The organism is Pseudomonas sp. 273 (assembly GCF_029201425.1).
Taxonomy (GTDB): Bacteria; Pseudomonadota; Gammaproteobacteria; order Pseudomonadales; family Pseudomonadaceae; genus Pseudomonas; species Pseudomonas delhiensis.
This window is the reverse complement of the sequence record NZ_CP116775.1, coordinates 45,529-71,258: the sequence shown is the minus strand read 5'-3', so window position 1 is coordinate 71,258 and position 25,730 is coordinate 45,529. Positions and strand designations below refer to the sequence as shown.

Below are 25,730 nucleotides of genomic sequence, written 5' to 3'. Positions count from 1 at the left end.
GGGGTGGATGGGGCCACTCTAGGTGCGCCATGGCACAGTCGACAGAGCCAAGAATCGATCAACAGACTGGGACATGCTCGCGCGACCGATCCGCGCAGCGCCCCCGCGAATGCCACATTTCTCGTCTATAACGAAGGTTCCCGACTCCCCTCGCAACAAGGAAACACCATGAGCAAAGTCTTCGACGTCGCCGTGCTGGTCGGCAGCCTGCGCAAGGAATCCCTCAACCGCAAGGTGGCCCTGGCCCTGGCCGAGCGGGCTCCGGCGAACCTGAAGCTGGAGATCGTCGAGATCGGCCAGCTGCCGCTGTACAACGAGGACCTGGACGGCGACAACGCCCCGGCCAGCTATGCGCCCTTCCGCGAGCGCATCCGCCGCGCCGACGCGGTGCTGTTCGTCACCCCGGAATACAACCGCTCGGTGCCGGGGACGCTGAAGAACGCCATCGACGTGGGTTCGCGCCCCTATGGCAAGAGCGCCTGGGGCGGCAAGCCGGGCGGGGTGGTCAGCGTCTCGCCGGGGGCCATCGGCGGCTTCGGCGCCAACCACGCGCTGCGCCAGTCGCTGGTGTTCCTCGACGTGCCCTGCATGCAGCAGCCGGAAACCTACCTGGGCGGCGCCGGCAACTTCTTCGACGCCGCCGGCAAGGCCAACGACCAGGTCGGGCCCTTCCTGCAGACCATCATCGACAGCTATGCCCGCTGGGTGGAGAAGATCGCCGGGGCCTGAATCGCGAATTGTAGGGGCCCTGCCCGCGATTCGCGCGCAGGGCGCGCTCCTACATTTGAATGGCGCGGGTGGGGCAGCGTAGGAGCGGATCTCATCCGCGATCCGCGCCGATACGTCCGGCTATCGCAGACAAGGTCCGCTCCTACGGGGAAGAATACCGCGCCTCCCGGCAACCTGTAGGAGCGGGCCCTGCCCGCGATTCGCGCGTAGGGCGCGCTCCTACATTTGAATGGCGCGGGTGGGGCAGCGTAGGAGCGGATCTCATCCGCGATCCGCGCCGATACGTCCGGCTATCGCGGACAAGGTCCGCTCCTACGGGGAGGAATACCGCGCCTCCCGTTCCTACATGGGGAATGTGGGGCGGGGCGGCCTCCCCGCCCCTTCAATCTTCCTCGTAACGCGCCAGGCGCTGGCGCAGGCGGGCGTTGTCGGTGCGCAGTTGCTCCACCTCGTCGAGCAGGCGCAAGGCCAGGGCGATGCCCGGCCAGTCCACCTCGAACTCGCGCTGCAGGCGTACCGCGCGGCGCACCAGGGTCAGCGACTCGACGCTGAACAGCCAGGTGTCGCCACGCCGCTCCAGGGGCTCGACGATGCCCACCTCGACTATCTCCAGCAGCGTCTCGCGCGGCAACCGCGCGCCCTCGCAGAGCTCTTCCAGCTCCAGGCTCAGCAGTATCTCGCTCATGGCCGTTTACCCCACTGGCTGCGTGGATCGAAGGCCGCGCGGGCGGCCAGTTCTTCCCAGTGCTTGCGCGTCTCGCCCTCGGGCGCGCCCTTGGGCATCACCACCTTGAGCACCGCGTAGAGGTCGCCGGCGGCGTCCCCGCCCTTGCCGGCCAGGCCCTTGCCGCGGATGCGCAGGCGCTGGCCGTTCTGGCTGCCCGGCGGCACGCCCAGGGCGATGCGGCCGTTCAGCGTCGGCACCTCGATCTTCGCCCCCAGCGCCGCTTCCCAGGGCGCCAGCGGTACGCCGAGGACGAGGTCGCGGCCGTCGACGTCGAACAGCGGGTGCGGCGCCAGGCGGATGATCAGGTAGAGGTCGCCGGCCGGCGCGCCGCCCAGCCCCGCCGCGCCCTGCCCCTTCAGGCGGATGCGCTCGCCATCCACCACGCCGGGCGGGATGCGCACCTTCAGCGTCTTCTCCACGTCGGGCAGGCGCCGGCCCTGCTCGTCGTAGCTGGGCAGGCTGAAGCGGATCGGCTGCGGCTCGCCGGACTGGCTCTCCTCGAGGAACAGCGGCACCTCCAGCTCGATGTCGCGGCCGCGCCTTTCCCGCCGGCGATGGGCCTGCGGGCCGGCATGGGCACCGAAGATCGATTCGAAGAAGTCGGAGAAGTCCTGCTCCTGGAAATGCTCGGCGCCCTCGAAGCCGCCGGACGGCTGCCAGCCCGGCGGTGCCTCGAAATGGCCGCCCTGCTGGTACTGGCGCAACTGGTCGTACTCGGCGCGCTTCTCGGGGCTCTTGAGCACCTCGTAGGCCTCGGAGACTTCCTTGAAATGCGCTTCGGCGTCCGGTTCCTTGCTGACGTCGGGGTGGTACTTGCGCGCCAGTTTGCGGTAGGCGGTCTTGATCGCCTTCTCGTCGGCGTCCGGCGCCACGCCCAGCGCCGCGTAGTAATCCTTGAAATCCATCGCCTTGCTGCTCCCGGGTCTGGAACTGCAAGCCTAGCCGCTGGCGCGGCAGTCGTCCGCTCGCGACGGCTGATCCGCGTCATGGCATAGTCATTTATCCCCAATGCCCGCAGCGAACCAGGCCATGACCGAGCCCCTCGCCCTGCGCCTGGACCCAAGCCTGGCGCAGCCGATCTACCGCCAGCTCTACGAGCGCATCCGCGAGGCCATCGCCCGCGGCACCCTGCGCCCGGGCGAGCGGGTGCCGCCGGTGCGCGGCCTGGCCAGCGAGCTGGGCGTGGCCCGCGGCACCGTGGAACTGGCCTACCAGTTGCTGACCAGCGAAGGCTACCTGCTGGCCCGCGGCCCGGCGGGCACCGTGGTGTCGCCGCAACTGGCCGGGCGCAGCGCCGAACGCCCGGCGCGCCTGGCGCCCCAGGCCGAGCAGGTGTTCCCCGGGCTGATCGCCCACGGCCCGCAGGTGCTGCCGCTGCAGCTCGGCCTGCCGGCGCTGGACGCCTTCCCCCGCTCGCTCTGGTCGCGCCTGGCCGGGCGCCGCCTGCGCCATGGCACCAGTGTCGAGCTGGCCTACCCCGATCCCTGCGGCTACGCGCCACTGCGCGAGGCGCTGGCCGGTTACCTCAACGTGTCCCGCGGCATCGCCTGCGAGCCGGCGCAGGTGCTGATCTGCGCCGGCTACCAGGGCGCGCTGGACCTCATCAGCCGCACCTTGCTGCAGCCAGGCGATGCCGTCTGGCACGAGGACCCCGGCTACCCGCGCGGGCGCCAGCTGATGGCCGCGTCCGGCGCAGCACCGGTGGCGGTGCCGGTGGACGCCGACGGCCTGTGCGTGGAGGAAGGCCTGCGCCGTGCGCCGGACGCCCGCTTCGCCCTGGTCACCCCTTCGCAGCAGAGCCCCACCGGCGTGGCCCTGAGCCTGCCGCGGCGCCTGGCCTTGCTGGACTGGGCGGCCCAGGCCGGGGCCTGGATAGTCGAGGACGACTACGACAGCGAGTACCGCTACGCCGGCTTCCCGCTGCCGGCGCTGAAGAGCCTCGACCGCCAGGGCCGCGTGCTCTACGCCGGGACCTTCAGCAAGGTGCTGTTCCCGGCCCTGCGCCTGGGCTACCTGGTGGTGCCCGAAGCGCTGCTGGCGCGCTTCGTGCGCAGCCAGCAGACCTTCGCCAACGGCTGCGCCGAGCTGCAGCAGGCGACGCTGTGCGATTTCATCAGCGAGGGCCACTTCGCCCGCCACCTCAAGCGCACCCGCACGCTCTACGCGCAGCGCCGGCAGTTGCTGCGCAGCGCGCTGGAGCGGCGCCTGGGCGAACGCATGCGCTTCGCCGAGCTGCCCGGCGGCCTGCACCTGATCGGCCGCATCGACGGCGACGACAAGGCCATCGCCGCCCGCGCCCGGGAAGCCGGCCTGGGCTTACAGGCGTTGAACAATTGGTGCGTAGAGGCGAAGCGCGAACCGGCACTGGTGATGAGTTTCACCAATGTAAAAGACGAGCGGCAGGCAACCGAATTGGCCAGGCGCGTGGCGGGGGTAATGGAAACGTAGGGCGTATAACCGTTCGCGGTTATACGCCGCTACACCTCACTTATCCCACGCGCCACGGCTGGGCTGGACACCCCAGGCCAGACCCCAGGCCAGCCCGGAAGCGGCTCCGAGGTTGAATCCAGTGCGCGCCTATGGCCAAGGTCAATCGGCGGATAACCGCGAACGGTTATTCGCCCTACGAAATCGCGGACAGAGTCCGCTCCTACGCTGCCCCACCTACCGTTCCTACTAGGAACACCGTCAGGACGACAGGTACGCCGAGCGCGTCAGCCCCAGGCGCAGCGCGTCGAGGAACTGGGTGCGCTCGCGGGCGGTGAGCTTGGCCCCGGCCACCTTGTCGCGGTAGTGGGTCATCAGTTCCTCGGGCGACAGGTGCACGTAGCGCAGCATGTCCTCGATGGTGTCGTGGGTCTCGATGCCGGCGTGGTGGAAGCTGCCGTCGGCGTCCTGGTAGACGTTCACCGAGTCGGTGTCGCCGAACAGGTTGTGCATGTCGCCGAGGATTTCCTGGTAGGCGCCGACCAGGAACACGCCGATCAGGTAGTCCTCGCCTTCCTTCACGTCGTGCACCGGCAGGCTGGTCTCGATGCTCTGCTCGTCGACGTACTGGGTGATCTTGCCGTCGGAGTCGCAGGTCAGGTCCTGCAGCACCGCGCGGCGGTCCGGCTCCTCGCCCAGGCGGTGGATCGGCAGGATCGGCAGCACCTGGCCGATGGCCCAGGTGTCGGGCAGGCTCTGGAACACCGAGAAGTTGCAGATGTACTTGTCGGCGAGCTTGTCGTTGAGTTCGTCGAGCACCTGGCGGTGCGAGCGCTGGCGGGCCTTGAGCTGGTTGTGCAGGCGCCGGCAGATGGCGAAGTAGCACTGCTCGGCCAGGGCCTTCTGGGCCAGGCTGATCTTGCCCTCGGCGTACTGGCTGGCGGCGTCGCTCATGTAGTGGGTGGCGCGCCAGTAGGTCTCGGTGACCATCTCGGCGTCGGTCGGGCCCAGCAGGTCGGCCAGGTACTGGACGATCTCCGGCTGCTCGGCGCGGTCGGTGATCTTCGGCAGCTCGTCGTTGTGCCGCTCGACGTCGGTGACCTGGGTGATCAGCACCGCGTGGTGCGCGGTCAGCGCGCGGCCGCTCTCGGAGAAGATGTGCGGGTGCGGCAGGCCCTGGGCGTCGCAGAACTCCTTGAGCATGCCCACCACCACGCCGGCGTAGTCGTCGATGTCGTAGTTGATCGAGCTGGCGTTGCGCGAGTGGGTGCCGTCGTAGTCCACGCCCAGGCCGCCGCCGACGTCCACGTGGTCCACCGGCAGGCCGAGGGCGCGCAGTTCGCCGTAGTAGCGGATGGCTTCCTTGAAGCCGTGCTGGTAGTCGGCCAGGTTGGCGATCTGCGAGCCCATGTGGAAGTGCAGCAGGCGCACGCCCTGGTCCAGGCCGGCCTTGCGGAAGCGCTCGACCACCGACAGCAGCTGCGCGGCGGACAGGCCGAACTTGGCCTTCTCGCCGCCGGTGTCGGCCCACTTCGAGGACGCCAGCGAGGACAGCCGCACGCGCAGGCCCACCTGCGGCAGCACGCCGACCTGCTCGGCCTCCTCGATCACCAGCTGCACCTCGGACTCCTTCTCGATGACGATGAAGACGTTGTGCCCGAGCTTCTGCCCCATCAGCGCCAGCTTGATGAACTCGCGGTCCTTGTAGCCGTTGCAGACGATAGTGCCGCCCTTGGGCGCCAGCGCCAGCACCGCCATCAGCTCGGGCTTGGAACCGGCCTCCAGGCCAATGGAGACCTTCTGCGTGGCGATGATGCTTTCCACCACCGCTTCCTGCTGGTTGACCTTGATCGGGTAGAGCGCGGTGTAGCGGCTGCCGTATTCCAGGCGCGCGATGTTGGCGTCGAAGGCGCCGGTCAGCTTGCGCACGCGGTCCTGCAGGATGTCCGGGAAGCGCACCAGCAGCGGCAGCGACAGGCCCGCCTCGCGCAACTGGCCGACCAGCGCGTGCAGGTCGATCGGCTGGGCGTCGGCACCCTGCGGGCGCACCTCGACGTTGCCGGCGTCGTTGATCGCGAAGTAACCGGCGCCCCAATGGCGGATACCGTAGATGCTGCGGCTGTCCGCCACCGTCCAGTTGCTGCCGTCGTCTTTGCGGGTCCGTCTTGCGGCCATGCGCGGGTGTCTCCTGAAAAGAAAGTCGAGCGCCCGGCGCGGGTAGCGCGCGGACGCAACAAGCCTATACGTCGGGTATGACGTTGCCGTGTTGACCGCCATCTCTGGCGGTAGTTTAGGAAAGCGTGGCGAACTCGCGAGCGCGGCGCATCTCCCATCTAGGGAACGGGCTGGCCGGCATGCCGGCGCCCTGCGCCGCTGCCTAACCCGTTCCCTGCAGGGGAGAGACGAATCAGCCGCCGGATTTCTTAGCCTTGAAGCCGCGCTTGGCCAACTCTTCGAGGAGCAGCTCGACGTGGTCGCCCTGGATCTCGATGACGCCGTCCTTCAGCGCGCCGCCGGTGCCGCAACGCTTCTTCAGCGCGCTGGCCAGTTCCTTGAGGGCGTCTTCGGCCAGGGGCACGCCGCTGACCGTGGTCACGGTCTTGCCGCCGCGGCCCTTGGTCTCGCGGCGCACGCGGGCGATGCCATCGCCGGCCGGGACCACGGACTGCTTGCAGGTGCAGGCGCCAATGGGCTGCTTGCAGTCCGGGCAATGCCGGCCCGCATCGGTGGAGTAGACGAGCCCGCCGAGGGCGGACAGGGAGGATGCTTTCTTGACCACCGGGCGTTTTCCCCAGGATTGGCCTCTAGGGGCCAGGTCAACGAATGATCGGCTGGCGCCGACCGCGACGCCCCACTCAGGCAGGGGCTGCGCATTCCCGCCGGAGGACCCGGGCGGAAAGGTCGCGCAATTTACCAGCATTGGAGGCAAATGCTAAGGGTGGAAATGCGTCATTGATCGGCGGATTGGCGACATGCCCCCATGGCCCCCTCAAAAAGCACCCTCACCCCGGCCCTCTCCCGCTTGCGGGAGAGGGCCGGGGTGAGGGGCTCTTCAGCTTTCCGCTTGCAGCTTGCAGCTTGCAGCCTGCCGCCTGCCGCCTGCCGCCTGCCGCTCAAGAAGCCAAATAAAGCCTCAAAGCCTGCAAAGAGTCCGGACAGTACAAAGCCCCGGCGCCAGCCTCCTCCAAAGCCACCCCCGGCTCGACGAAGCGCGCCTCCAGCACCTCTTCCGGCTGCAGCTTCAGCGGCCCGTCCCAGGTGGCGGAGAACACCGCGCACCACAGGCGGTTGCCCGGTTCGTCGAAGAAGAAGGTGCCGTGCTCGCGCAGTTCCACGCCGGCCACGCCCAGCTCTTCCTCCAGCTCGCGGCGGGCCGACAGGGCGTAGCTCTCGCTGGCCTGGACCATGCCGCCGGCGGCGGCGTCCCAGTAGCCCGGGTACACCGCCTTGCTCAGGCTGCGGCGATGCACGCAGAGCTGCCCGGCGCCGTCGAACAGCAGGATGAAGGTGCCGCGGCCGATCAGCCCGCGCTCGCGCAGCTGGGCGCGCGGCAACTCGCCCAGCAACTGGTCGCGCTCGTCCACCCAGGCGATCAGTTCCCGGTCCGAGGCCAGCCGGTGGGCGGCCTCGGCGGCGCTGACGAGGTCCATCAGCCCTGCGCCAGCAGCTGCCGCAGATCGATGATCGCGGCGTTGGCCCGGGAGATGTAGTTGGCCATCACCAGCGAGTGGTTGGCCAGCACGCCGAAGCCGCCGCCGTTGAGCACCATCGGGCTCCACAACGGTTCCTGGGTGGCCTCCAGCTCGCGGATGATCTGCCGCACGCTGACGGTGGCGTTCTTCTTCGCCAGCACGTCGGCGAAGTCGACCTCGATGGCGCGCAGGATGTGCGACAGCGCCCAGGCCTGGCCGCGGGCCTCGTAGAACACGTTGTCGATCTGCAGCCAGGGGGTTTCCTGCAGTTCCTCGTCGACCTGCGGCGCCTGCCCGGGGGCCAGCGGCGCGGCGGCATTGATGTTGGTGTTGAGCTTGACCCGGCCGACGCTGGCCGAGAGCCGCTGGGACATCGAGCCCAGGCGGGTGGAGACGTCGCCCAGCCAGTTGTTCAGGCTGTCGGCGCGGGCATAGAACTGCGCGCTCGGCTGCTCGGCGGAAAGCCGCGCCAGGTAGCGGTCCAGGGACTTGATGCCCTCGGCGTACTCCGACTCGGAGGACGGCAGCGCCCAGCTTTTATTGTCGAAGTTGAAGCGCGGCTCGGCGCGGGCAAGGTCGGCGTCCTCGGTGGACTGCGACTGCGAGCGGGCGAAGTCCTTGCGCAGGGCGCGGGACAGGTCGCGGGTCTGCACCAGCACGCCGTATTCCCAGCTGGGCATGTTGTCCAGCCACAGGCCCGGCGGGAAGATGTCGTTGGACAGGTAGCCGCCCGGCTTGTTCAGCACAGTGCCGACCACTTCCTTGAGGGTTTCCACGGTGGTGTAGCCCACCACCATCTGCCGCCCGGCGCGCTCGGCGGCCTGCTGGGCGTGTTGCTGCACGGGGAACAGGTCCGGCTCGCGGCTCCAGTACCAGCCGACCAGGCCGGCGACCACCAGGTAGGCGCCCAGCAGCCCGCCCACCACGCGCGCCAGCCAGGGCCCGCCGAAGTAGGCGCGCACATCGTCAACCCTGTCGTCGACGCGCTCGCGCACCGAGCCGCCGCGATTCTTCCAGTTCCACATGGCAAAGTCCTTGGTTCGACTAACGGAAAGAGGTTGGACCGCCAGCCTCGCCACAGGTGCCGGACGATGCCGCGATCCAGGCGCACTAGCATGCCGCAGTCGGCGCCCTAAGGGCAGCCTACCCTCTGCATGGCACGCGTGGCGATCCTTGACTGACATCACTGGAATTGCCAGCGGCAAATGGTAGCATGATGCCATCACCGCTCCGGCGACTCTCGCCACCGCGTCAGCCCCCACAAGAAGCGCGCCATGACCGAGCACGACGATCCGACCCGTGATCGCTTGAAACACCATTTCGCCCAGCGGGTGATCCACCAGGCCCGGCACGTGCTGGAGATCTGGCAGCAGCTGAGCCGCTCGGAATGGACCGCCAGCGGCATGCTCGACCTGCGCGAGGCCGCCCTGCGCCTGCAGCGCTACGCCGAACGCTTCGAGCAGGCCGAGCACGCCCAGCTGGCCGCCGCCATCGGCGCCGGGCTGGACGCCGTGGCGGAAAACCGCGGGCGCCTGTCCAGCGAGCTGATCAACGAGTTCGCCCAGCTGATGCTGCGCCTGTCGCGCACCGGCCTGCGGCATGGCGACCAGCTCGAGCACACCCAGCTGCCGCCGCTGCGCAAGCCGGTCTACCTGGCCCTGCAGGACGCCGAGCGCGCCGAGCGCCTGGCCCAGCAGCTGGAGTTCTTCGGCGTCCACGCGCAACTGTGCGAGAACGCCGCGGCCTTCCGCGCGGCCATGGCCGAGCGCCACCCGGCGGCGCTGCTGATGGAGGTCGACTTCGCCGGCGCGGGCCACGGCCTGGCCCTGGCCGAGGAGGTGCAGGCGGGCCTGGCGCACAAGCTGCCGGTGCTGTTCTTCAGCCACGAGGAAACCGACACCCCGACGCGCCTGGCCGCGGCCCGCGCCGGCGGCCAGGAGTTCTTCAGCGGCACCCTGGACGCCTCCGGGGTGCTGGAGAAGATCGAGCTGCTCACCCGCGTCGCCCACTACGACCCCTTCCGCGTGCTCATCGTCGACGACTCGCGGGCCCAGGCGGCGCACACCGAGATGGTCCTCAACGGCGCCGGCGTCGTCACCCGCGCGCTCACCGCGCCGCTGTCGGTGATGGCCGAGCTGGCCGAGTTCCAGCCCGACCTGATCATCCTCGACATGTACATGCCCGAATGCCTGGGCACCGAGCTGGCCAAGGTGATCCGCCAGCACGAGCGCCACGTCAGCGTGCCGATCATCTACCTGTCGGCCGAGGACGACCTGGACAAGCAGCTGGACGCCATGAGCGAGGGCGGCGACGACTTCCTCACCAAGCCGATCAAGCCGCGCCACCTGATCGCCACCGTGCGCAACCGCGCGGCGCGGGCGCGCAGCCTCAAGGCGCGCATGGTGCGCGACAGCCTCACCGGGCTGTACAACCACACCCACACCCTGCAGCTGCTGGAAGACGCCAGCTACCGCGCGCGCCGCGAGGGCCGCCCGCTGACCTTCGCCATGCTCGACATCGACCACTTCAAGAAGGTCAACGATAGCTACGGCCACCCCATGGGCGACCGGGTGATCAAGAGCCTGGCGCTGTTCCTCAAGCAGCGCCTGCGCAAGACCGACCACATCGGCCGCTACGGCGGCGAGGAATTCGCCGTGGTGCTGCCGGACACCGACAGCACGGCGGCGCACAAGGTGCTGGAGGAAATCCGCCAGCGCTTCGCCGAGATCCGCTACCCGGCCAAGCCCGCCGACCTGGCCTGCACCTTCAGCTGCGGCATCGCCCAGCTGGGCCAGGACGAGGACGTCACCGTCCTGGCCCGGCGCGCCGACGAGGCGCTGTACCGCGCCAAGCACGGCGGGCGCAACCGCGTCGAGGTGTTCGCGTAGCACGCCGCCGCCCCCCGGCTATCGCGGACAAGGTCCGCTCCTGCGCTGTTCTCTGGGTTCCCGCGTTCGCGAGAATGACGCCGGAAAATACGACGCTCACCCCGTCATTCCCGCGAACGCGGGAACCCAATAGACAGCGGCTTTTCGTAGGAGCGAGCTTGCTCGCGAACCGCATTGCACCGCGTCTGTTCGCGAGCAAGCTCGCTCCTACGAAGAGCATTTCAGCGCAGCCGGCAAGTCATTTGCGCGCCAGGTTCAACCACGAAGCCCCATAGGATGAGTTTCCCGCGCCTACCGGGTCATCCCATCAACGCTCGCCCAGCTTGTGCCGCGCCGCGTACAGGCAAACCATCTCCATCGCCAGGGTCGCGCCGGCCAGGGCGGTGATCTCGGCGCTGTCGTAGGGCGGCGCGACCTCCACCACGTCCATGCCCACCAGGTTGATGCCACGCAGCGCGCGGAGGATTTCCAGCGCCTGGTGCGAACTGAGCCCGCCGCAGACCGGCGTGCCGGTGCCCGGAGCGAAGGCCGGGTCGAGGCAGTCGATATCGAAGGTCAGGTACACCGGGTTGTCCCCCACCCGCGCGCGGATGCGTTCGGCGATGGCCTGCGGCGAGTGGCGGTGCACTTCGCGGGCGTCCAGCACCTGGAAGCCCATCACATCGTCGTTGGTGGTGCGCAGGCCGACCTGCACCGAGCGCGCCGGGTCCACCAGCCCCTCGCGGGCGGCATGGTAGAACATGGTGCCATGGTCGATGCGCTGGCAGTCCTCGTCCGGCCAGGTGTCGCTGTGGGCGTCGAAGTGGATCAGCGACAGCGGGCCGTGCTTCTTCGCATGGGCCTTGAGCAACGGGTAGCTGATGAAGTGGTCGCCGCCCAGGGTCAGCAGCGCGCAGCCGGCATCGAGGATGCGCGCGGCGTGGGCTTCGATGGCTTCCGGGGTTTCCTGCGGCACGCCGTGGTCGAAGGAGCAGTCGCCGTAGTCGATCACCGCCAGGTGGTCGAAGGGGTCGAACTCCCAGGGGAAGTGCCGGGCCCAGGCCATCTGCGCCGAGGCGGCGCGGATCGCCCGCGGCCCGAAGCGGCTGCCGGGGCGGTTGGTGGTGGCGGTGTCGAAGGGCACGCCGCTCACCACCAGGTCGACGCCGCGCAGGTCGCGGCTGTAGCGGCGGCGCATGAAGCTGGTGATGCCGGCGTAGGTGGATTCGGCGGCGGTGCCATACAGGCTGTCGCGGGTGATGGCCTGGTCGTTGTCGTGGGCGAGATCCATGGTGTCCTCATCATCGGTGTTTTTTGGGTGTGTCCTGAAAGCTCGGCGCCTGCGGCTCCCCCCTCACTCAGGAGCGGGTGCGGAACGCCGACCACAGCCGCGTCCGCTCACGCTGCTGCTTCAAGGTCAGCAACTGCTCGCCGAACAGCTTCTGGCGCATGGCCGGCACCGGGTAGATGTCCGGGTCGCTGGCCACGTCGGCATTGAGCAGCGGCGTGGCCTTGCGGTTGGCGTTGGCGAAGTACAGGGTGTTGGTCAGCTCGGCGATGGCGTCCGGGCGCAGCATGAAGTCGATGAAGGCGCGCGCTTCCTGCGGGTGCGGCGCGTCCACCGGGATGGCCATGGTGTCGAACCAGATCAGCGTGCCTTCCCTGGGTATCCGGTAGATCACCTCGAATGGCTTGTTCGCCTGCCTGGCCTGCGCGGCGCCCATCAGCGCATCGCCGGTGTAGGTCAGCGCGAGGCACAGCGTGCCGTTGGCCAGGTCGTTGATGTGCTTGCCGCTGGCGATGTAGCGCACGTTGGGTTGCAGCTTCTCGAGCAACTGGCGGACCTGGGCCAGGTCGGCCGCGTCGGTGCTGTAGGGCGGCTTGCCCAGGTAGTTGAGCGCCACGCTGATCACCTCCTGGGGCGAGTCGATCAGCGAGATGCCGCAGTCGGCCAGGCGGCTGGCGTATTCGGGCTTGAACAGCAGGTCGAGGCTGTCCAGCGGCGCGCCGGGGATGCGCTTGAGCACTTCGTCCTTGTTGATCGCCAGGCCCACGGTGCCCCAGGTGTAGGGCACGCCGTAGCGGTTGCCCGGATCGATGGCGGCCAGCTTGGCCAGCAGTTCCGGGTCGAGGTTGGCGAAGTTCTTCAGCTGCGCATCGTCCACCGGCTGCACGGCCTTGGCCTGGATGGCGCGGGCCAGCCCGCTGCTGGCGGGGAAGACGACGTCGTAGCCGCTGCGGCCGGTCATCAGCTTGCTGTCGAGCACCTCGGCGCTGTCGAAGGTGTCGTATCTGACGCGGATGCCGGTTTCCTTCTGGAAGCGCTGCAAGGCCTCGGCACCGACGTAATCCGCCCAGTTGTACAGGTTGAGCACCCGCTCCTGCGCCTGCAGGGGCATGGCCAGGGCCGCGAGCAGGGCCGCAAGGGAAGCCCAGGGAAACACACGCATGATCATCGCCTCGGGGTTGTTGTGGTTATGGGGCGAGCATGGGGCGGGCTTTACTTTGTAAAAATACAAAGTTAATTACTTTGGCATTTCACCGGAACAATGTTTGGAGACAGCCATGCTCAGCCAGTTGCGCGACCTCGACCTGCAGTTGCTGCGCCTGTTCGTCACCGTGGTGGAGTGCGGCGGCTTCAGCGCGGCGCAGGGCGAGCTGGGCCTGAGCCAGCCGAGCATCAGCATCCAGATGGCCAAGCTGGAGACGCGCCTGGGCTACCGCCTGTGCGAGCGCGGCAAGGGCGGCTTCCGCCTGACGCCCAAGGGCGAGCACCTGCTGCAATCGACGCGGCGGCTGTTCGTCGCCATCGAGGGCTTCCGCGACGAGGCGCGCGGCGTGGCCGACAAGCTGCTGGGCGAGGTGCGCATCGGTCTTTCGGAAAGTCTCGAAGAAAGCGTCGTCGCGCGACTGTCCGAGGCGATCCGCCGCTTCCGCCAGCGCAACGAGGCGGTCAGCCTGGAGCTGCTCACCGCCACGCCCGCCGAACTGGAGCGCCTGTTGCTGCAGGACCGGCTGCACCTGGCGGTCGGCTACTTCGCCGGCACCCAGGCGGCGCTGGAGCATCGCCCCCTGTTCGTCGAATCCCAGGGCCTGTATTGCGGCGCGGGCCACCCGGCCTTCGAGCAAAGGAAGCCGACCCGCGACTCCCTGGCCGACGCCGACCAGGTGCTGCACCCCTACCGCTTCATCGCCGCCGACGAACCGCTGCAGACCAGCCGCAGCAGCGCGCGCTGCGAACAGGTGGACGGCAGCCTGGCGTTCATCCTCTCCGGCGCGCACATCGGCTACCTGCCCCGGCATGTCGCGCAACCCTGGATCGAGCGCGGCCAGTTGCGCGAGCTGCTGCCGGGCGAACTGGGCTTCGAGGTGGCCTTCAGCCTGACCCGCCACCGTGGCCGCCACCCCGGCGACGCCGAACAGGCCTTCGTCAGCGACCTGCTGGGGGCGTTCAGCCGGCACGCGGCCGATTGACGCGGCAGCGACGCGGGAACCAGGACGCGCAGGCGAAGTCCCACAGCCTCGATCACTTCTTGTGACAGCTCCTCGGGCCGCATCGGAAGCTTTCCGCTATCATGCCGCCACCCAGAAAGTCCGCGAGAGTTCCATGCGCCGCCTGCTGACCCTGCTCCTGTTCCTGGTCGCCCTGCCCGCCACGGCCGGCCTGTTCGACAAGCCGGCCCCCGCCGCCCCCGGTTTCAGTACCGCGGCGCCGGCCGAGGGCAAGTTCCTCCCGGTGGCCGAGGCCTTCCGCCTGAGCATCGAGGACAGCGACGCCCAGCAGGTGCTGCTGCGCTTCGTCAACGCCGAGGGCTACTACCTCTACCGCCACCGCATGAAGTTCCAGGTCGAGCCGGCCGAGGTCAGCCTCGGCGAGGTGCAGCTGCCGCCGGGCAAGGCCCACCACGACGACTACTTCGGCGACTCCCAGGTCTACTACGCCATCACCGACATCAAGGTGCCGCTGAACAACCCGCGGAAGCTGCCCTACCGCCTCACCGTCACCTACCAGGGCTGCGCCGACAAGGGCCTGTGCTACGCCCCGGAGACCGTCCAGGTGCAGGTCTCCGCCAGCGGCGAGGCCAGCCTCGGCGCCAAGCCCGCCGCCGCGGCCGGGGCCGCCGTGGATTCCGGCGAGCCGGCGGTGGTCGACGACCTGCTGGCGCTGCTCAAGGGCGAAGGCAGCGGCAAGATCAAGAAGCTCGACCGCGGCCTGCTGATCGCCTTCCTCGCCGGCCTGACGCTGACCTTCACCCCCTGCGTGCTGCCGATGCTGCCGATTCTCTCCGGCGTGGTGCTGCGCGGGCGCCCGGGCGGCATGCGCGGCTTCACCCTGTCGCTGGCCTACGTGCTGCCGATGGCGGTGTGCTACGCCGTGCTCGGCGCGCTCATGGGGCTGTTCGGCGCCAGGCTCAACCTGCAGGCGATGCTGCAGTCGCCCTGGGTGCTGGTGCCCTTCGCGGCCTTCTTCGTGGCCTTCGCCATCGCCATGTTCGGCGTCTTCGAACTGCGCCTGCCGGGCTTCCTGCGCGAGCGCCTGGACCGCATGGCGGCCGACACCCGCGGCGGCTCCATCGCCGGCGCGGCCACCCTCGGCGTGCTTTCCAGCCTGCTGGTCTCGCCCTGCGTCTCGGCGCCCCTGGCCGGCCTGCTGCTGTACATCGGCAGCACCGGCGACGCCCTGGGCGGCGGCCTGCTGCTGTTCGCCCTGGGCCTGGGCATGGGCACCCCGCTGGTGATCTTCGGCGCCGGCGGCGGCGCCGTGCTGCCGAAATCCGGGGCCTGGATGACCGGCGTGCGCAACTTCTTCGGCGTGCTGCTGCTGGCGGTGGCCATCTGGCTGCTGGAGCGGGTGCTCTCCGGCCCGGTGAGCCTGGCCCTGTGGGGCGCCCTGGCCGGCGGCGTGGCCATCGCCCTGGGCACCCTGGAGCTGGTGCGCAAGACGCCGCTGCAACGCGGCGCCCAGCTGCTGGGCCTGATGTTCCTGGTCTACGCCCTGGCCGCCTGGGCCGGCGCCCTGCGCGGCGAATCCGACCCGCTGCACCCGCTGGGCCGCTCCGAACCCTCCAGCCACGCCGGGCCGCCCAGCTCGACGCCCGGCCAGTGGCAGAACCTGACCACCCCGGCGCAGCTCGACGCCGCCCTGGCCGATGCCAGCGCCAATGGCCGCCCGGTGCTGCTGGACTGGTACGCCGACTGGTGCATCAGTTGCAAGATCATCGAGCGCCAGGTGCTGCCGGATGCCGACGTCCAGGCGCAACTGGCCGGCTACCGGCTGCTGCGCTTCGACATGACCGAGAGCACCGCCGAGCAGCGCGCCCTGCTCGACCGCTACAACCTGTTCGGCCCGCCGGCGCTGCTGCTGTTCGCCGCGAACGGCCAGGAACACAGCGACCTGCGCATCGTCGGCGAGACCAACGCGGCCACCCTGGCCGCCCATCTGCGGCAGGCGGGCGCGCGCTAGAGCGCGCCTCATATTTCTGCAGCAATCATCAGGCAACATGCCGACATCTACTGCAAAACCGGCATGACTGGACAGTCACGACCGGTTTCCGGCATAGTCCCGGCCAATTTCCAATCCGCGCGACGAGAGAACAACAAGCCGATGGCCACCCTACTGGTCCTGCACGGGCCCAACCTGAACCTGCTCGGCACCCGCGAACCCGGCGTCTACGGCTCGGTCACCCTCGAGCAGATCAACCAGGACCTGGAGCGCCGCGCCCGCGAGGCCGGCCATCACCTGATGTACCTGCAGAGCAACGCCGAGTACGAACTGATCGAGCGCATCCATGCCGCCCGCGGCGAAGGCGTGGACTTCATCCTCATCAATCCGGCGGCTTTCACGCATACGAGTGTCGCCCTACGTGACGCGTTGCTCGCGGTGAGCATCCCATTCATCGAAGTGCACCTGTCCAACGTGCACAAACGTGAACCTTTCCGGCATCACTCCTACTTCTCCGACGTGGCGGTAGGGGTGATCTGCGGCCTGGGAGCCACAGGCTATCGCCTGGCCCTGGAATCCGCCCTCGAACAACTTGAACGCCCGTGACCATCACCTGGGAGTGCGAACGCTAATGGACATCCGTAAAGTCAAGAAACTGATCGAACTGCTCGAAGAATCCGGTATCGACGAGCTGGAAATCCGCGAAGGCGAAGAGTCGGTACGCATCAGCCGCCACAGCAAGGCCGCCGCCCAGCCGATCTACGCCGCCGCGCCGGCCTACGCCCCGGCGCCGGCCGCGGCGCCCGCCCCGGTCGCCGCCGCCCCGGCCGCCGAAGCCGCGCCGGCCGCCGCCCAGCTGAACGGCAACGTCGTCCGCTCGCCGATGGTCGGTACCTTCTACCGTTCGCCGTCGCCGACCGCCGCGCCCTTCGTCGAAGTCGGCCAGAGCGTGAAGAAAGGCGACATCCTGTGCATCGTCGAAGCCATGAAGATGATGAACCACATCGAGGCTGAGACCAGCGGCGTCATCGGGCAGGTCCTGGTGGAAAGCGGCCAGCCGGTCGAATACGACCAGCCGCTGTTCACCATCGTCTAAGCCGCGGGGAACCTGCGATGTTGGATAAAGTACTGATCGCCAACCGCGGCGAAATTGCGCTGCGCATCCTGCGCGCCTGCAAGGAGCTGGGCATCAAGACGGTCGCGGTGCACTCCACCGCCGACCGCGAGCTGATGCACCTGTCCCTGGCCGACGAGGCCGTGTGCATCGGCCCGGCCCCGGCCGGGCAGTCCTACCTGCACATCCCGGCGATCATCGCCGCTGCCGAAGTCACCGGCGCCAACGGCATCCACCCGGGCTACGGCTTCCTCGCCGAGAACGCCGACTTCGCCGAGCAGGTGGAGCGTTCCGGCTTCACCTTCATCGGCCCCAGCGCCGACGTGATCCGCCTGATGGGCGACAAGGTCTCGGCCAAGGACGCCATGAAGAAAGCCGGCGTGCCCACCGTGCCGGGCTCCGACGGCCCGCTGCCGGAAGACGAGGAGACCGCCCTGGCGATCGCCCGCGAGGTCGGCTACCCGGTGATCATCAAGGCCGCCGGTGGCGGTGGTGGTCGCGGCATGCGCGTGGTGCACAGCGAGGAAGACCTGATCAAGTCGGCCAAGCTGACCCGCACCGAGGCCGGCGCCGCCTTCGGCAACTCCATGGTCTACCTGGAGAAGTTCCTGACCAACCCGCGTCACGTGGAAGTCCAGGTGCTCTCCGACGGCCAGGGCAACGCCATCCACCTGGGCGACCGCGACTGCTCGCTGCAACGCCGCCACCAGAAGGTCCTCGAAGAAGCGCCGGCACCGGGCATCGACGAGAAGGCCCGCGCGGAAGTCCTCGAGCGCTGCGTTCGCGCCTGCGTCGAGATCGGCTACCGTGGCGCCGGCACCTTCGAGTTCCTCTACGAGAACGGCCGCTTCTACTTCATCGAGATGAACACCCGCGTGCAGGTGGAGCATCCGGTATCGGAGATGGTCACCGGCATCGACATCGTCAAGGAAATGCTGCGCATCGCCTCCGGCCAGAAGCTCTCGGTCCGCCAGGAAGACGTGGTGATCCGTGGCCACGCCCTGGAATGCCGGATCAACGCCGAGGACCCGCGCACCTTCATGCCCAGCCCGGGCAAGGTGAAGCATTTCCACGCCCCCGGCGGCAACGGCGTGCGCGTCGACTCGCACCTGTACAGCGGCTACACCGTACCGCCGAACTACGATTCGCTGGTCGGCAAGCTGATCACCTACGGCAAGGACCGTGACGAAGCCATGGCGCGCATGCGCAATGCCCTGGACGAGCTGATCGTCGACGGCATCAAGACCAACATCGACCTGCACAAGGACCTGGTCCGCGACAAGGAATTCTGCAAGGGCGGCGTGAACATCCATTACCTGGAGAAGAAGCTGGGTATGGACAAGCACTGATATCGGCTACAGGCTATAGGCTTCAGGCGACAGGCCGGTATGTCGCCCCCTGGGCCTGGAACGATTATCGACGGGAGCGACCAAGGTCGCTCCCTTTCTTTTTCCTGCGGCCTGCAGCCTGAAGCCTGCAGCCGCTCCCGAAGGGAGCCTTTCATGCCCTGGGTTCAAGTCCGCCTCGCCATCACCCCGGAGCAGGCGCCCACCTACGAGGACGCGCTGCTGGAAGTCGGCGCCGTCTCGGTGACCTTCATGGATGCCGAGGACCAGCCGATCTTCGAGCCGGACCTGGGCACCACCCCGCTGTGGACCCACACCCACCTGCTCGCCCTGTTCGAGGACGGCACCGACGAGGCCGCGCTGCTGGCGCACCTGCAACTGCTGACCGGCGGCAAGCTGCCCCGGCACCAGGTCGAAGTGGTCGAGGACCAGGACTGGGAACGCAGCTGGATGGACAACTTCAAGCCGATGCGCTTCGGCCGCCGCCTGTGGATCGTGCCCAGCTGGCACGAGGCGCCGGAGCCGGACGCGGTGAACCTGCTACTCGACCCGGGCCTGGCCTTCGGCACCGGCACCCACCCGACCACCGCGCTGTGCCTGGAATGGCTGGACGGCCAGGAACTGGCCGGCGACACCGTGCTGGACTTCGGCTGCGGCTCCGGCATCCTCGCCATCGCCGCGCTGCTGCTGGGCGCCAGGCAGGCGCTGGGCACCGACATCGACCCGCAGGCCCTGGAGGCCTCGCGCGACAACGCCACGCGCAACGGCATCGACCCGGCGCTGTTCCCGGTCTACCTGCCGGCCGACCTGCCGGCCGACCTGCCGGCCGACCTGCCCGCCGGGCAGGCCGACGTGGTGGTGGCGAACATTCTCGCCGGTCCCCTGGTCTCACTGGCAGGCCAGCTGACTTCCCTGGTCAAGCCGGGCGGCCGCCTGGCCCTGTCGGGCATCCTCGCCGAACAGGCCGAGGAAGTCCGCGCCGCCTACGCCGACGCCTTCGAGCTGGACCCCACCGCCGAGCGCGAGGGCTGGGTACGCATCAGCGGCCGCCGCCGCTGAACCACGGTGGCGGCCAACTGCCCGCACGCCGAGGCTTGAGTTAGACTAAGCGACCGTTTATCGCCGGACCGCCGCATGAGCGACAGTTTCATCACACAGTGCCCGCATTGCCTCACCAGTTTCCGCGTCAACCAGGCGCAGCTGGGTGCGGCCAATGGCGCTGTGCGCTGCGGCGCCTGCCTCAAGGTGTTCAACGCCCCGCAACACATGCTGGGCGGCACCGCGCAGCCCGCGGGCGAGCCCGCCCGGCCGCAGCCGCCGGCGCCGCCTGCGGCACCGGTCGCAGCCCCCGCCGTACCTGTTGCACCCGCCGTGCCGAGCGAGCCCCCGCGCCCCGTCCCGGCGCCCGGCGTCGCCACCCTCGGCTGGCCGCTGGCGCCGCACAGCGCGCGGCCGTCCGCCGACAGCACGGCGGCCCCGGCCGCAACCCCTGCGCCCGCCCCCATTCAGGCAGCGCCGCCCGCCCCGGCAGCGGCCAGGCCGGCGGAAGAAGCCCCCGCCGCGGCCAAGCCCGCCGACGATACCCTGTGGATCCACGACGATCTCGACCTGGACAGCCTCAATCTCGACGAAGAACTGGCCAAGCTCGACGAATTCGAGCTATCCCAGGAGTTCCGCGAGCTGCAGTCCGCGCCCAAGCCGGCCGAGGCCCTGCTGGGCAACCGCCCGGTGGTGCGCGACCCGCATGACGAACGCTGGGCCGAGGCCCTGCTGCGGGACGAGGAACGCCAGGCCGGCGAAGGCGGCCGCCAGGAACCGAGCCTGGGCCGCATCGAGGCAGAACCCGAACAACCGCCGGTCGCGCCGCCCCAGGCGCAGCCGGCGCCAGCCGACGAGCCGGCCGTGGCCGCCGCGGCCGAAGAGGAAGACGACGACCTGCCGAGTTTCAGCGCCCGCCGCGACGACGAGCCGCTGGAAGAACTGGAGGCAGAAGCCGCCGGGCAGGACCAAGCGCCCGAGGCCGAGCCCCCGCTGGAGCTACGCGAAACGCCGCGCCTGGACACGCCGCTGGACGAGGAAGAGGACGACAGGGAACTGCGCCGTCCCGACCCGGGCCTGGGCGAAGCCGCCCTGCACGACCTCAGCGACGAACCCCTGCAGCTGGACTGGCAGAAGCCCAAGGGCCGCTGGGGCCGCCGCCTGCTCTGGCTGCTGCTGATCCTCCTGGCCCTGGCCGGCCTGGGCGGTCAGTATGTGGCCTATCACTTCGACGAACTGGCCCGCGAGGACGCCTACCGCCCCTGGTTCGCCGAACTCTGCCCGCAGCTGGGCTGCACCCTGCCCTCGAAGGTCGACGTCGAGCAGATCCGCAGCAGCAACCTGGTGGTGCGCAGCCACCCGGACTTCAGCGGCGCCCTGGTGGTGGACGCGATCATCTACAACCGCGCCAGCTTCTCGCAGCCCTTCCCGCTGCTGGAGCTGCGCTTCGCCGACCTCAACGGCCAGCTGATAGCCAGCCGCAGCTTCAAGCCCAGCGAGTACCTGGGCGGCGAGCTGGCCGGGCAGAGCGAGATGCCGCCGCAGACGCCCATCCACGTGTCGCTGGACATCCTCGACCCGGGCCCCAAGGCGGTCAACTACAGCCTCAGCTTCCATTCCCCGGAGTGACCCCCGCGTAGCGCAGAACCCCGCGCGACGCCAGTTCCGCTCGTCTTCCAACCCCAGGCAATAAGCCGGCGGCTGTTCAGAATTTATCCAAAATCGCCTTTATCCGGTCATCGAGAGCGGGTATCATGCCCTCCCTTTTTTGCAAGCACCGGTGGCCTCTCGCCGACCCTCCCCGAGTCCTCGACCCGCGGGAGCGTTCAGCGATTACGCCCCATAACAGGGAAGCGATGTCGGTGGTTCGCATCGGCTCTTACACACTGCCCAACAGATTGATCCTGGCTCCCATGGCCGGCGTCACCGATCGCCCGTTCCGCCAGCTGTGCCGCCGCCTCGGCGCCGGCATGGTGGTCTCGGAGATGGTCACCAGCGACGTGCGCCTGTGGAACAGCCGCAAGTCGCGCCTGCGCCTGGTGCACGACGGCGAGGATCAGCCGCGTTCGGTGCAGATAGCCGGCGGCGACCCGCAGATGCTCGCCGAGGCCGCCCGCGCCAACGTCGAGCTGGGCGCGCAGATCATCGACATCAACATGGGCTGCCCGGCCAAGAAGGTGTGCAACAAGGCCGCCGGCTCCGCGCTGCTGCGCGACGAGAAGCTGGTGGCCGAGATCCTCGAGGCCGTGGTGGCCGCCGTCGAAGTGCCGGTGACGCTGAAGATCCGCACCGGCTGGGACCGCGACAACCGCAACGGCGTGAACGTCGCGCGCATCGCCGAGCAGTCGGGCATCCAGGCCCTGGCGGTGCACGGCCGCACCCGCGCCGACCTGTACACCGGCGAGGCCGAGTACGAAACCATCGCCGCGATCAAGCAGGCGGTGTCCATCCCGGTGTTCGCCAACGGCGACATCACCTCGCCGCAGAAGGCCCGCCAGGTGCTCCGGCACACCGGCGCCGACGCCTTGCTGATCGGCCGCGCCGCCCAGGGCCGGCCGTGGATATTCCGTGAGATCGAGCACTACCTGAGCACCGGCGAGACCTTGCCGGCGCCGTCCCTGGTCGAGGTCGAAAGCATCCTGCTGGAGCACCTCGCCGCCTTGCATGCCTTCTATGGGGAAGAGCTGGGTGTCCGCATCGCCCGCAAGCACGTGGGCTGGTACCTGGCGACGTTACCGGGGGCGGCGGAGTTCCGCGCCCAGTTCAATCGTTTGCAGAACACGGATGCACAGAGCGCCAGCGTCAGGCAGTTCTTCGCCGAGCGCCACGACAACGGAAAAGGGGTGGCCGCATGACAACGATGACCGAGACTTTAGTGAGTGGAATGACACCCGTGAGCGACAACGCGAACCTCAAGCAGCACCTGAACACGCCGACGCAGGAAGGCCATACCCTGCGCGACAGCGTCGAGAAGGCACTGCGCAACTATTTCGCCCATCTCGATGGGCAGCCGGTCACGGACGTGTACAACATGGTGCTCTGCGAAGTGGAAGCACCGCTGCTGGAGACCGTGATGGACCACGTGAAGGGTAACCAGACCAAGGCCTCCGAGCTGCTCGGCCTGAACCGCGGCACCCTGCGCAAGAAACTCAAGCAGTACGACCTCCTTTAAGCGGCGGCAGGCTACAGGCCGCCGGCGGCAGGCAAGCCGCCCGGACCTGAAGCCTGCAGCTTGCAGCCTGCAGCCCTAGGAACCTGTAATGACCGACCAAACCACCCGTCTGCCCATCCGCCGCGCGCTGATCAGCGTCTCCGACAAGACCGGCGTCGTCGATTTCGCCCGCGAGCTGGTCGCCCTCGGCGTGGAGATCCTCTCCACCGGCGGCACCTACAAGCTGCTCAAGGACAACGCCATCGCCGCCGTGGAAGTGGCCGACTACACCGGCTTCCCGGAAATGATGGACGGCCGCGTCAAGACCCTGCACCCGAAGGTGCACGGCGGCATCCTCGGCCGTCGCGACATCGATGGCGCGGTGATGGCCGAGCACGGCATCAAGCCGATCGACCTGGTGGCGGTCAACCTGTACCCCTTCGAGGCCACCGTGGCCAAGCCCGACTGCGACCTGCCGACCGCCATCGAGAACATCGACATCGGCGGCCCGACCATGGTCCGCAGCGCGGCGAAGAACCACAAGGACGTCGCCATCGTGGTCAACGCCGGTGACTACGCCGGCGTGGTCGAGGCCCTGAAGGCCGGCGGCCTGACCTACGCGCAGCGCTTCGACCTGGCCCTGAAGGCCTTCGAGCACACCGCTGCCTACGACGGCATGATCGCCAACTACCTGGGCACCATCGACCAGGCCCGCGACAGCCTCTCCACCGAAGGCCGCGGCGCCTTCCCGCGCACCTTCAACAGCCAGTTCATCAAGGCCCAGGAGATGCGCTACGGCGAGAACCCGCACCAGAGCGCGGCCTTCTACGTCGAGGCGAAGAAGGGCGAGGCCAGCGTCTCCACCGCCGTGCAGCTGCAGGGCAAGGAACTGTCGTTCAACAACGTGGCCGACACCGACGCCGCGCTGGAATGCGTGAAGAGCTTCGTCAAGCCGGCCTGCGTCATCGTCAAGCACGCCAACCCGTGCGGCGTGGCCGTGGTCCCCGAGGACGAGGGCGGCATCCGCAAGGCCTATGACCTGGCCTACGCCACCGACACCGAGTCGGCCTTCGGCGGCATCATCGCCTTCAACCGCGAGCTGGACGGCGACACCGCCCAGGCCATCGTCGAGCGCCAGTTCGTCGAAGTCATCATCGCCCCGAAAGTCTCCGCCGCGGCCCGCGCGGTGGTCGCCGCCAAGGCCAACGTGCGCCTGCTGGAATGCGGCGAGTGGCCGGCCGAGCGCGCCCCGGGCTGGGACTTCAAGCGCGTCAACGGCGGCCTGCTGGTGCAGAGCCGCGACATCGGCATGATCACCGAGGCGGACCTGAAGATCGTCACCCAGCGCGCGCCCAGCGAGCAGGAAATCCACGACCTGATCTTCGCCTGGAAAGTGGCCAAGTTCGTCAAGTCCAACGCCATCGTCTACGCCAAGCACCGCCAGACCGTGGGCGTGGGCGCCGGCCAGATGAGCCGCGTCAACTCCGCGCGCATCGCCGCGATCAAGGCCGAGCACGCCGGCCTGGAAGTCAAAGGCGCGGTCATGGCCTCGGACGCCTTCTTCCCGTTCCGCGACGGCATCGACAACGCGGCCAAGGCCGGCATCACCGCGGTGATCCAGCCGGGCGGCTCGATGCGTGACAACGAAGTCATCGCGGCGGCCGACGAAGCCGGAATCGCGATGGTGTTCACCGGCATGCGCCACTTCCGGCACTAACAGCGGCGGCAGGCTGCAGGCGTCAGGCTGCAGGCAAGAGCGCTCTTGCCTGCAGCCTACGGCCTGTAGCCTGCAGCCTCTCCGAAGGAGAGATTGATGAATGTTTTGATCATCGGCAGCGGCGGCCGTGAACACGCCCTGGCCTGGAAGGTCGCCCAGGACCCGCGGGTGGAGAAGGTCTTCGTCGCGCCGGGCAATGCCGGTACCGCCACCGAGCCCAAGTGCGAGAACGTCGCCATCGACGTGCTGGCCCTGGAGCAACTGGCCGACTTCGCCGCGAAGAACGTGCAACTGACCATCGTCGGCCCCGAGGCGCCGCTGGTCAAAGGCGTGGTCGACCTGTTCCGCTCGCGCGGCCTGGACATCTTCGGCCCGACCGCCGGCGCAGCGCAGCTGGAAGGCTCCAAGGCCTTCACCAAGGACTTCCTCGCGCGCCACAAGATCCCCACCGCCGCCTACCAGAACTTCACCGAGGTCGAGCCGGCCCTGGCCTACCTGCGCGAGCAGGGTGCGCCCATCGTCATCAAGGCCGACGGCCTGGCCGCGGGCAAGGGCGTGATCGTCGCCATGACCCTGGCCGAGGCCGAGGAAGCCGTGCGCGACATGCTCGCCGGCAACGCCTTCGGCGACGCCGGTTCGCGCGTGGTGATCGAGGAGTTCCTCGACGGCGAGGAAGCCAGCTTCATCGTCATGGTCGACGGCCACAACGTGCTGCCCATGGCCACCAGCCAGGACCACAAGCGCGTCGGCGACGGCGACAGCGGCCCCAACACCGGCGGCATGGGCGCCTACTCCCCGGCCCCGGTGGTCACCCCCGAGGTGCACCAGCGGGTGATGGACGAAGTGATCTACCCGACCGTGCGCGGCATGGCCGAGGAAGGCAACGTCTACACCGGCTTCCTCTACGCCGGGCTGATGATCGACAAGAGCGGCGCGCCCAAGGTCATCGAGTTCAACTGCCGCTTCGGCGACCCCGAGACGCAGCCGATCATGGTGCGCCTGGAAAGCTCCCTGGTCCTGCTGGTCGAGGCCGCCCTGGCCAAGGCGCTGGACAAGGTCGAAGCCACCTGGGACCCGCGCCCCACCGTGGGCGTGGTACTGGCCGCCGGCGGCTACCCGGGCGACTACGCCAAGGGTGACGTCATCGAAGGCCTGGCCGAAGCAGCCAAGCTCGACGGCAAGGTGTTCCACGCCGGCACCGCGCTGAAGGACGGCCAGGTGGTCACCGCCGGCGGCCGCGTGCTCTGCGCCACCGCCATCGGCCCGAGCGTGTCCTCGGCGCAGCAGCAGGCCTACCGCCTGGCGGAGCAGATCCGCTGGAACGGCTGCTTCTACCGCAAGGACATCGGCTACCGCGCCATTGCCCGCGAACGCGGCGAAGGCTGAGCGGCCGGCGGGCGCGGGGCCTGAGCTGCCTTTGCGCCCGCTTTTCCGACCTGCGGTCGGCAGGCGGCCATGCGCGGGCCCGGGTGGATTCCG

Annotated in this window: 22 protein-coding genes; 14 read left to right on the top strand and 8 right to left on the bottom strand. The window is 68.9% G+C overall.

The genetic code is table 11. The features are described from left to right. Positions 1 to 168 precede the first annotated feature (168 nt). Positions 169 to 729: an NADPH-dependent FMN reductase gene (locus PKO50_RS00315; protein ID WP_275628487.1), complete on the top strand. Its 561-nt coding sequence runs from the start codon at positions 169 to 171 to the stop codon at positions 727 to 729. 382 nt (positions 730 to 1,111) lie between these two features. Here the strand turns inward: PKO50_RS00315 and PKO50_RS00310 are convergent, their stop codons facing one another. Further along, positions 1,112 to 1,414, bottom strand: a complete 303-nt coding sequence (locus PKO50_RS00310; RefSeq protein ID WP_109936168.1) for a chaperone modulator CbpM — start codon at positions 1,412 to 1,414, stop codon at positions 1,112 to 1,114. Further along, the gene (gene cbpA, locus PKO50_RS00305) at positions 1,411 to 2,361 is read right to left on the bottom strand and encodes a curved DNA-binding protein (protein ID WP_109936167.1); all 951 of its coding nucleotides are present in this window, start codon (positions 2,359 to 2,361) and stop codon (positions 1,411 to 1,413) included. Before cbpA ends, PKO50_RS00310 begins: the two co-directional genes overlap by 4 nt. A gap of 124 nt (positions 2,362 to 2,485) precedes the next feature. Between cbpA and PKO50_RS00300 the strand changes: the two genes are divergently transcribed. Further along, a complete protein-coding gene (locus tag PKO50_RS00300) occupies positions 2,486 to 3,904 on the top strand; it encodes a PLP-dependent aminotransferase family protein (RefSeq protein ID WP_109936166.1) in 1,419 nt (472 codons plus the stop codon). A gap of 240 nt (positions 3,905 to 4,144) precedes the next feature. Here PKO50_RS00300 and speA read toward each other — a convergent pair whose 3' ends face one another. The 4 genes from speA to PKO50_RS00280 form a co-directional block, all read right to left on the bottom strand. Continuing rightward, positions 4,145 to 6,058 (bottom strand): arginine decarboxylase, encoded by a 1,914-nt coding sequence (gene speA / locus PKO50_RS00295; RefSeq protein WP_275628486.1) that lies wholly within the window; start codon positions 6,056 to 6,058, stop codon positions 4,145 to 4,147. A 232-nt stretch (positions 6,059 to 6,290) separates the two neighbouring features. Beyond that, positions 6,291 to 6,662 (bottom strand): translation initiation factor Sui1, encoded by a 372-nt coding sequence (locus tag PKO50_RS00290; RefSeq protein ID WP_089390099.1) that lies wholly within the window; start codon positions 6,660 to 6,662, stop codon positions 6,291 to 6,293. A 334-nt stretch (positions 6,663 to 6,996) separates the two neighbouring features. Beyond that, a complete protein-coding gene (locus PKO50_RS00285; protein WP_275628485.1) occupies positions 6,997 to 7,533 on the bottom strand; it encodes an NUDIX hydrolase in 537 nt (178 codons plus the stop codon). Further along, positions 7,533 to 8,600 carry a DUF2333 family protein gene (locus PKO50_RS00280; RefSeq protein ID WP_089390097.1) on the bottom strand — a complete coding sequence of 356 codons (1,068 nt, stop codon included), beginning with the start codon at positions 8,598 to 8,600 and terminating at the stop codon, positions 7,533 to 7,535. Before PKO50_RS00280 ends, PKO50_RS00285 begins: the two co-directional genes overlap by 1 nt. Positions 8,601 to 8,849: 249 nt before the next feature. Between PKO50_RS00280 and PKO50_RS00275 the strand changes: the two genes are divergently transcribed. Beyond that, positions 8,850 to 10,463 carry a PleD family two-component system response regulator gene (locus PKO50_RS00275; protein WP_089390096.1) on the top strand — a complete coding sequence of 538 codons (1,614 nt, stop codon included), beginning with the start codon at positions 8,850 to 8,852 and terminating at the stop codon, positions 10,461 to 10,463. A gap of 307 nt (positions 10,464 to 10,770) precedes the next feature. Here the strand turns inward: PKO50_RS00275 and speB are convergent, their stop codons facing one another. Both speB and PKO50_RS00265 read right to left on the bottom strand, forming a co-directional pair. Further along, the gene (speB, locus tag PKO50_RS00270) at positions 10,771 to 11,733 is read right to left on the bottom strand and encodes an agmatinase (RefSeq protein WP_275628484.1); all 963 of its coding nucleotides are present in this window, start codon (positions 11,731 to 11,733) and stop codon (positions 10,771 to 10,773) included. A gap of 67 nt (positions 11,734 to 11,800) precedes the next feature. After that, a complete protein-coding gene (locus PKO50_RS00265) occupies positions 11,801 to 12,892 on the bottom strand; it encodes a polyamine ABC transporter substrate-binding protein (protein ID WP_275628483.1) in 1,092 nt (363 codons plus the stop codon). Positions 12,893 to 13,007: 115 nt separating this feature from the next. On the opposite strand from PKO50_RS00265, the gene PKO50_RS00260 reads away from it, so the two are divergent. The 11 genes from PKO50_RS00260 to purD all read left to right on the top strand — a co-directional run bounded on the left by PKO50_RS00260 (position 13,008) and on the right by purD (position 25,637). Further along, positions 13,008 to 13,916, top strand: a complete 909-nt coding sequence (locus PKO50_RS00260; protein WP_275628482.1) for a LysR family transcriptional regulator — start codon at positions 13,008 to 13,010, stop codon at positions 13,914 to 13,916. Positions 13,917 to 14,049: 133 nt separating this feature from the next. After that, complete coding sequence (dsbD, locus tag PKO50_RS00255) at positions 14,050 to 15,906, top strand: protein-disulfide reductase DsbD (protein ID WP_275628481.1); 1,857 nt, start codon at positions 14,050 to 14,052, stop codon at positions 15,904 to 15,906. A gap of 141 nt (positions 15,907 to 16,047) precedes the next feature. Continuing rightward, positions 16,048 to 16,491 (top strand): type II 3-dehydroquinate dehydratase, encoded by a 444-nt coding sequence (aroQ, locus tag PKO50_RS00250; protein WP_009613296.1) that lies wholly within the window; start codon positions 16,048 to 16,050, stop codon positions 16,489 to 16,491. Between the two features lie 25 nt (positions 16,492 to 16,516). Beyond that, on the top strand, positions 16,517 to 16,981 hold the full coding sequence (accB, locus tag PKO50_RS00245; protein WP_109936159.1) for an acetyl-CoA carboxylase biotin carboxyl carrier protein: 465 nt from the start codon (positions 16,517 to 16,519) through the stop codon (positions 16,979 to 16,981). A 17-nt stretch (positions 16,982 to 16,998) separates the two neighbouring features. Then, positions 16,999 to 18,348 carry an acetyl-CoA carboxylase biotin carboxylase subunit gene (accC, locus tag PKO50_RS00240; protein ID WP_109936158.1) on the top strand — a complete coding sequence of 450 codons (1,350 nt, stop codon included), beginning with the start codon at positions 16,999 to 17,001 and terminating at the stop codon, positions 18,346 to 18,348. A 153-nt stretch (positions 18,349 to 18,501) separates the two neighbouring features. Next, entirely contained in the window at positions 18,502 to 19,404 is a 903-nt protein-coding gene (gene prmA, locus PKO50_RS00235) for a 50S ribosomal protein L11 methyltransferase (protein WP_275628480.1), read from the top strand. Positions 19,405 to 19,479: 75 nt separating this feature from the next. Then, complete coding sequence (locus PKO50_RS00230; protein WP_275628479.1) at positions 19,480 to 21,012, top strand: DUF3426 domain-containing protein; 1,533 nt, start codon at positions 19,480 to 19,482, stop codon at positions 21,010 to 21,012. Positions 21,013 to 21,239: 227 nt separating this feature from the next. Next, a complete protein-coding gene (gene dusB, locus PKO50_RS00225; protein WP_275628478.1) occupies positions 21,240 to 22,238 on the top strand; it encodes a tRNA dihydrouridine synthase DusB in 999 nt (332 codons plus the stop codon). Continuing rightward, on the top strand, positions 22,235 to 22,555 hold the full coding sequence (gene fis, locus PKO50_RS00220; RefSeq protein ID WP_009613305.1) for a DNA-binding transcriptional regulator Fis: 321 nt from the start codon (positions 22,235 to 22,237) through the stop codon (positions 22,553 to 22,555). Before dusB ends, fis begins: the two co-directional genes overlap by 4 nt. Positions 22,556 to 22,643: 88 nt before the next feature. After that, entirely contained in the window at positions 22,644 to 24,251 is a 1,608-nt protein-coding gene (gene purH / locus PKO50_RS00215) for a bifunctional phosphoribosylaminoimidazolecarboxamide formyltransferase/IMP cyclohydrolase (protein ID WP_109932481.1), read from the top strand. Positions 24,252 to 24,347: 96 nt separating this feature from the next. Further along, entirely contained in the window at positions 24,348 to 25,637 is a 1,290-nt protein-coding gene (gene purD, locus PKO50_RS00210) for a phosphoribosylamine--glycine ligase (RefSeq protein WP_109932479.1), read from the top strand. Positions 25,638 to 25,730: the final 93 nt, after the last annotated feature.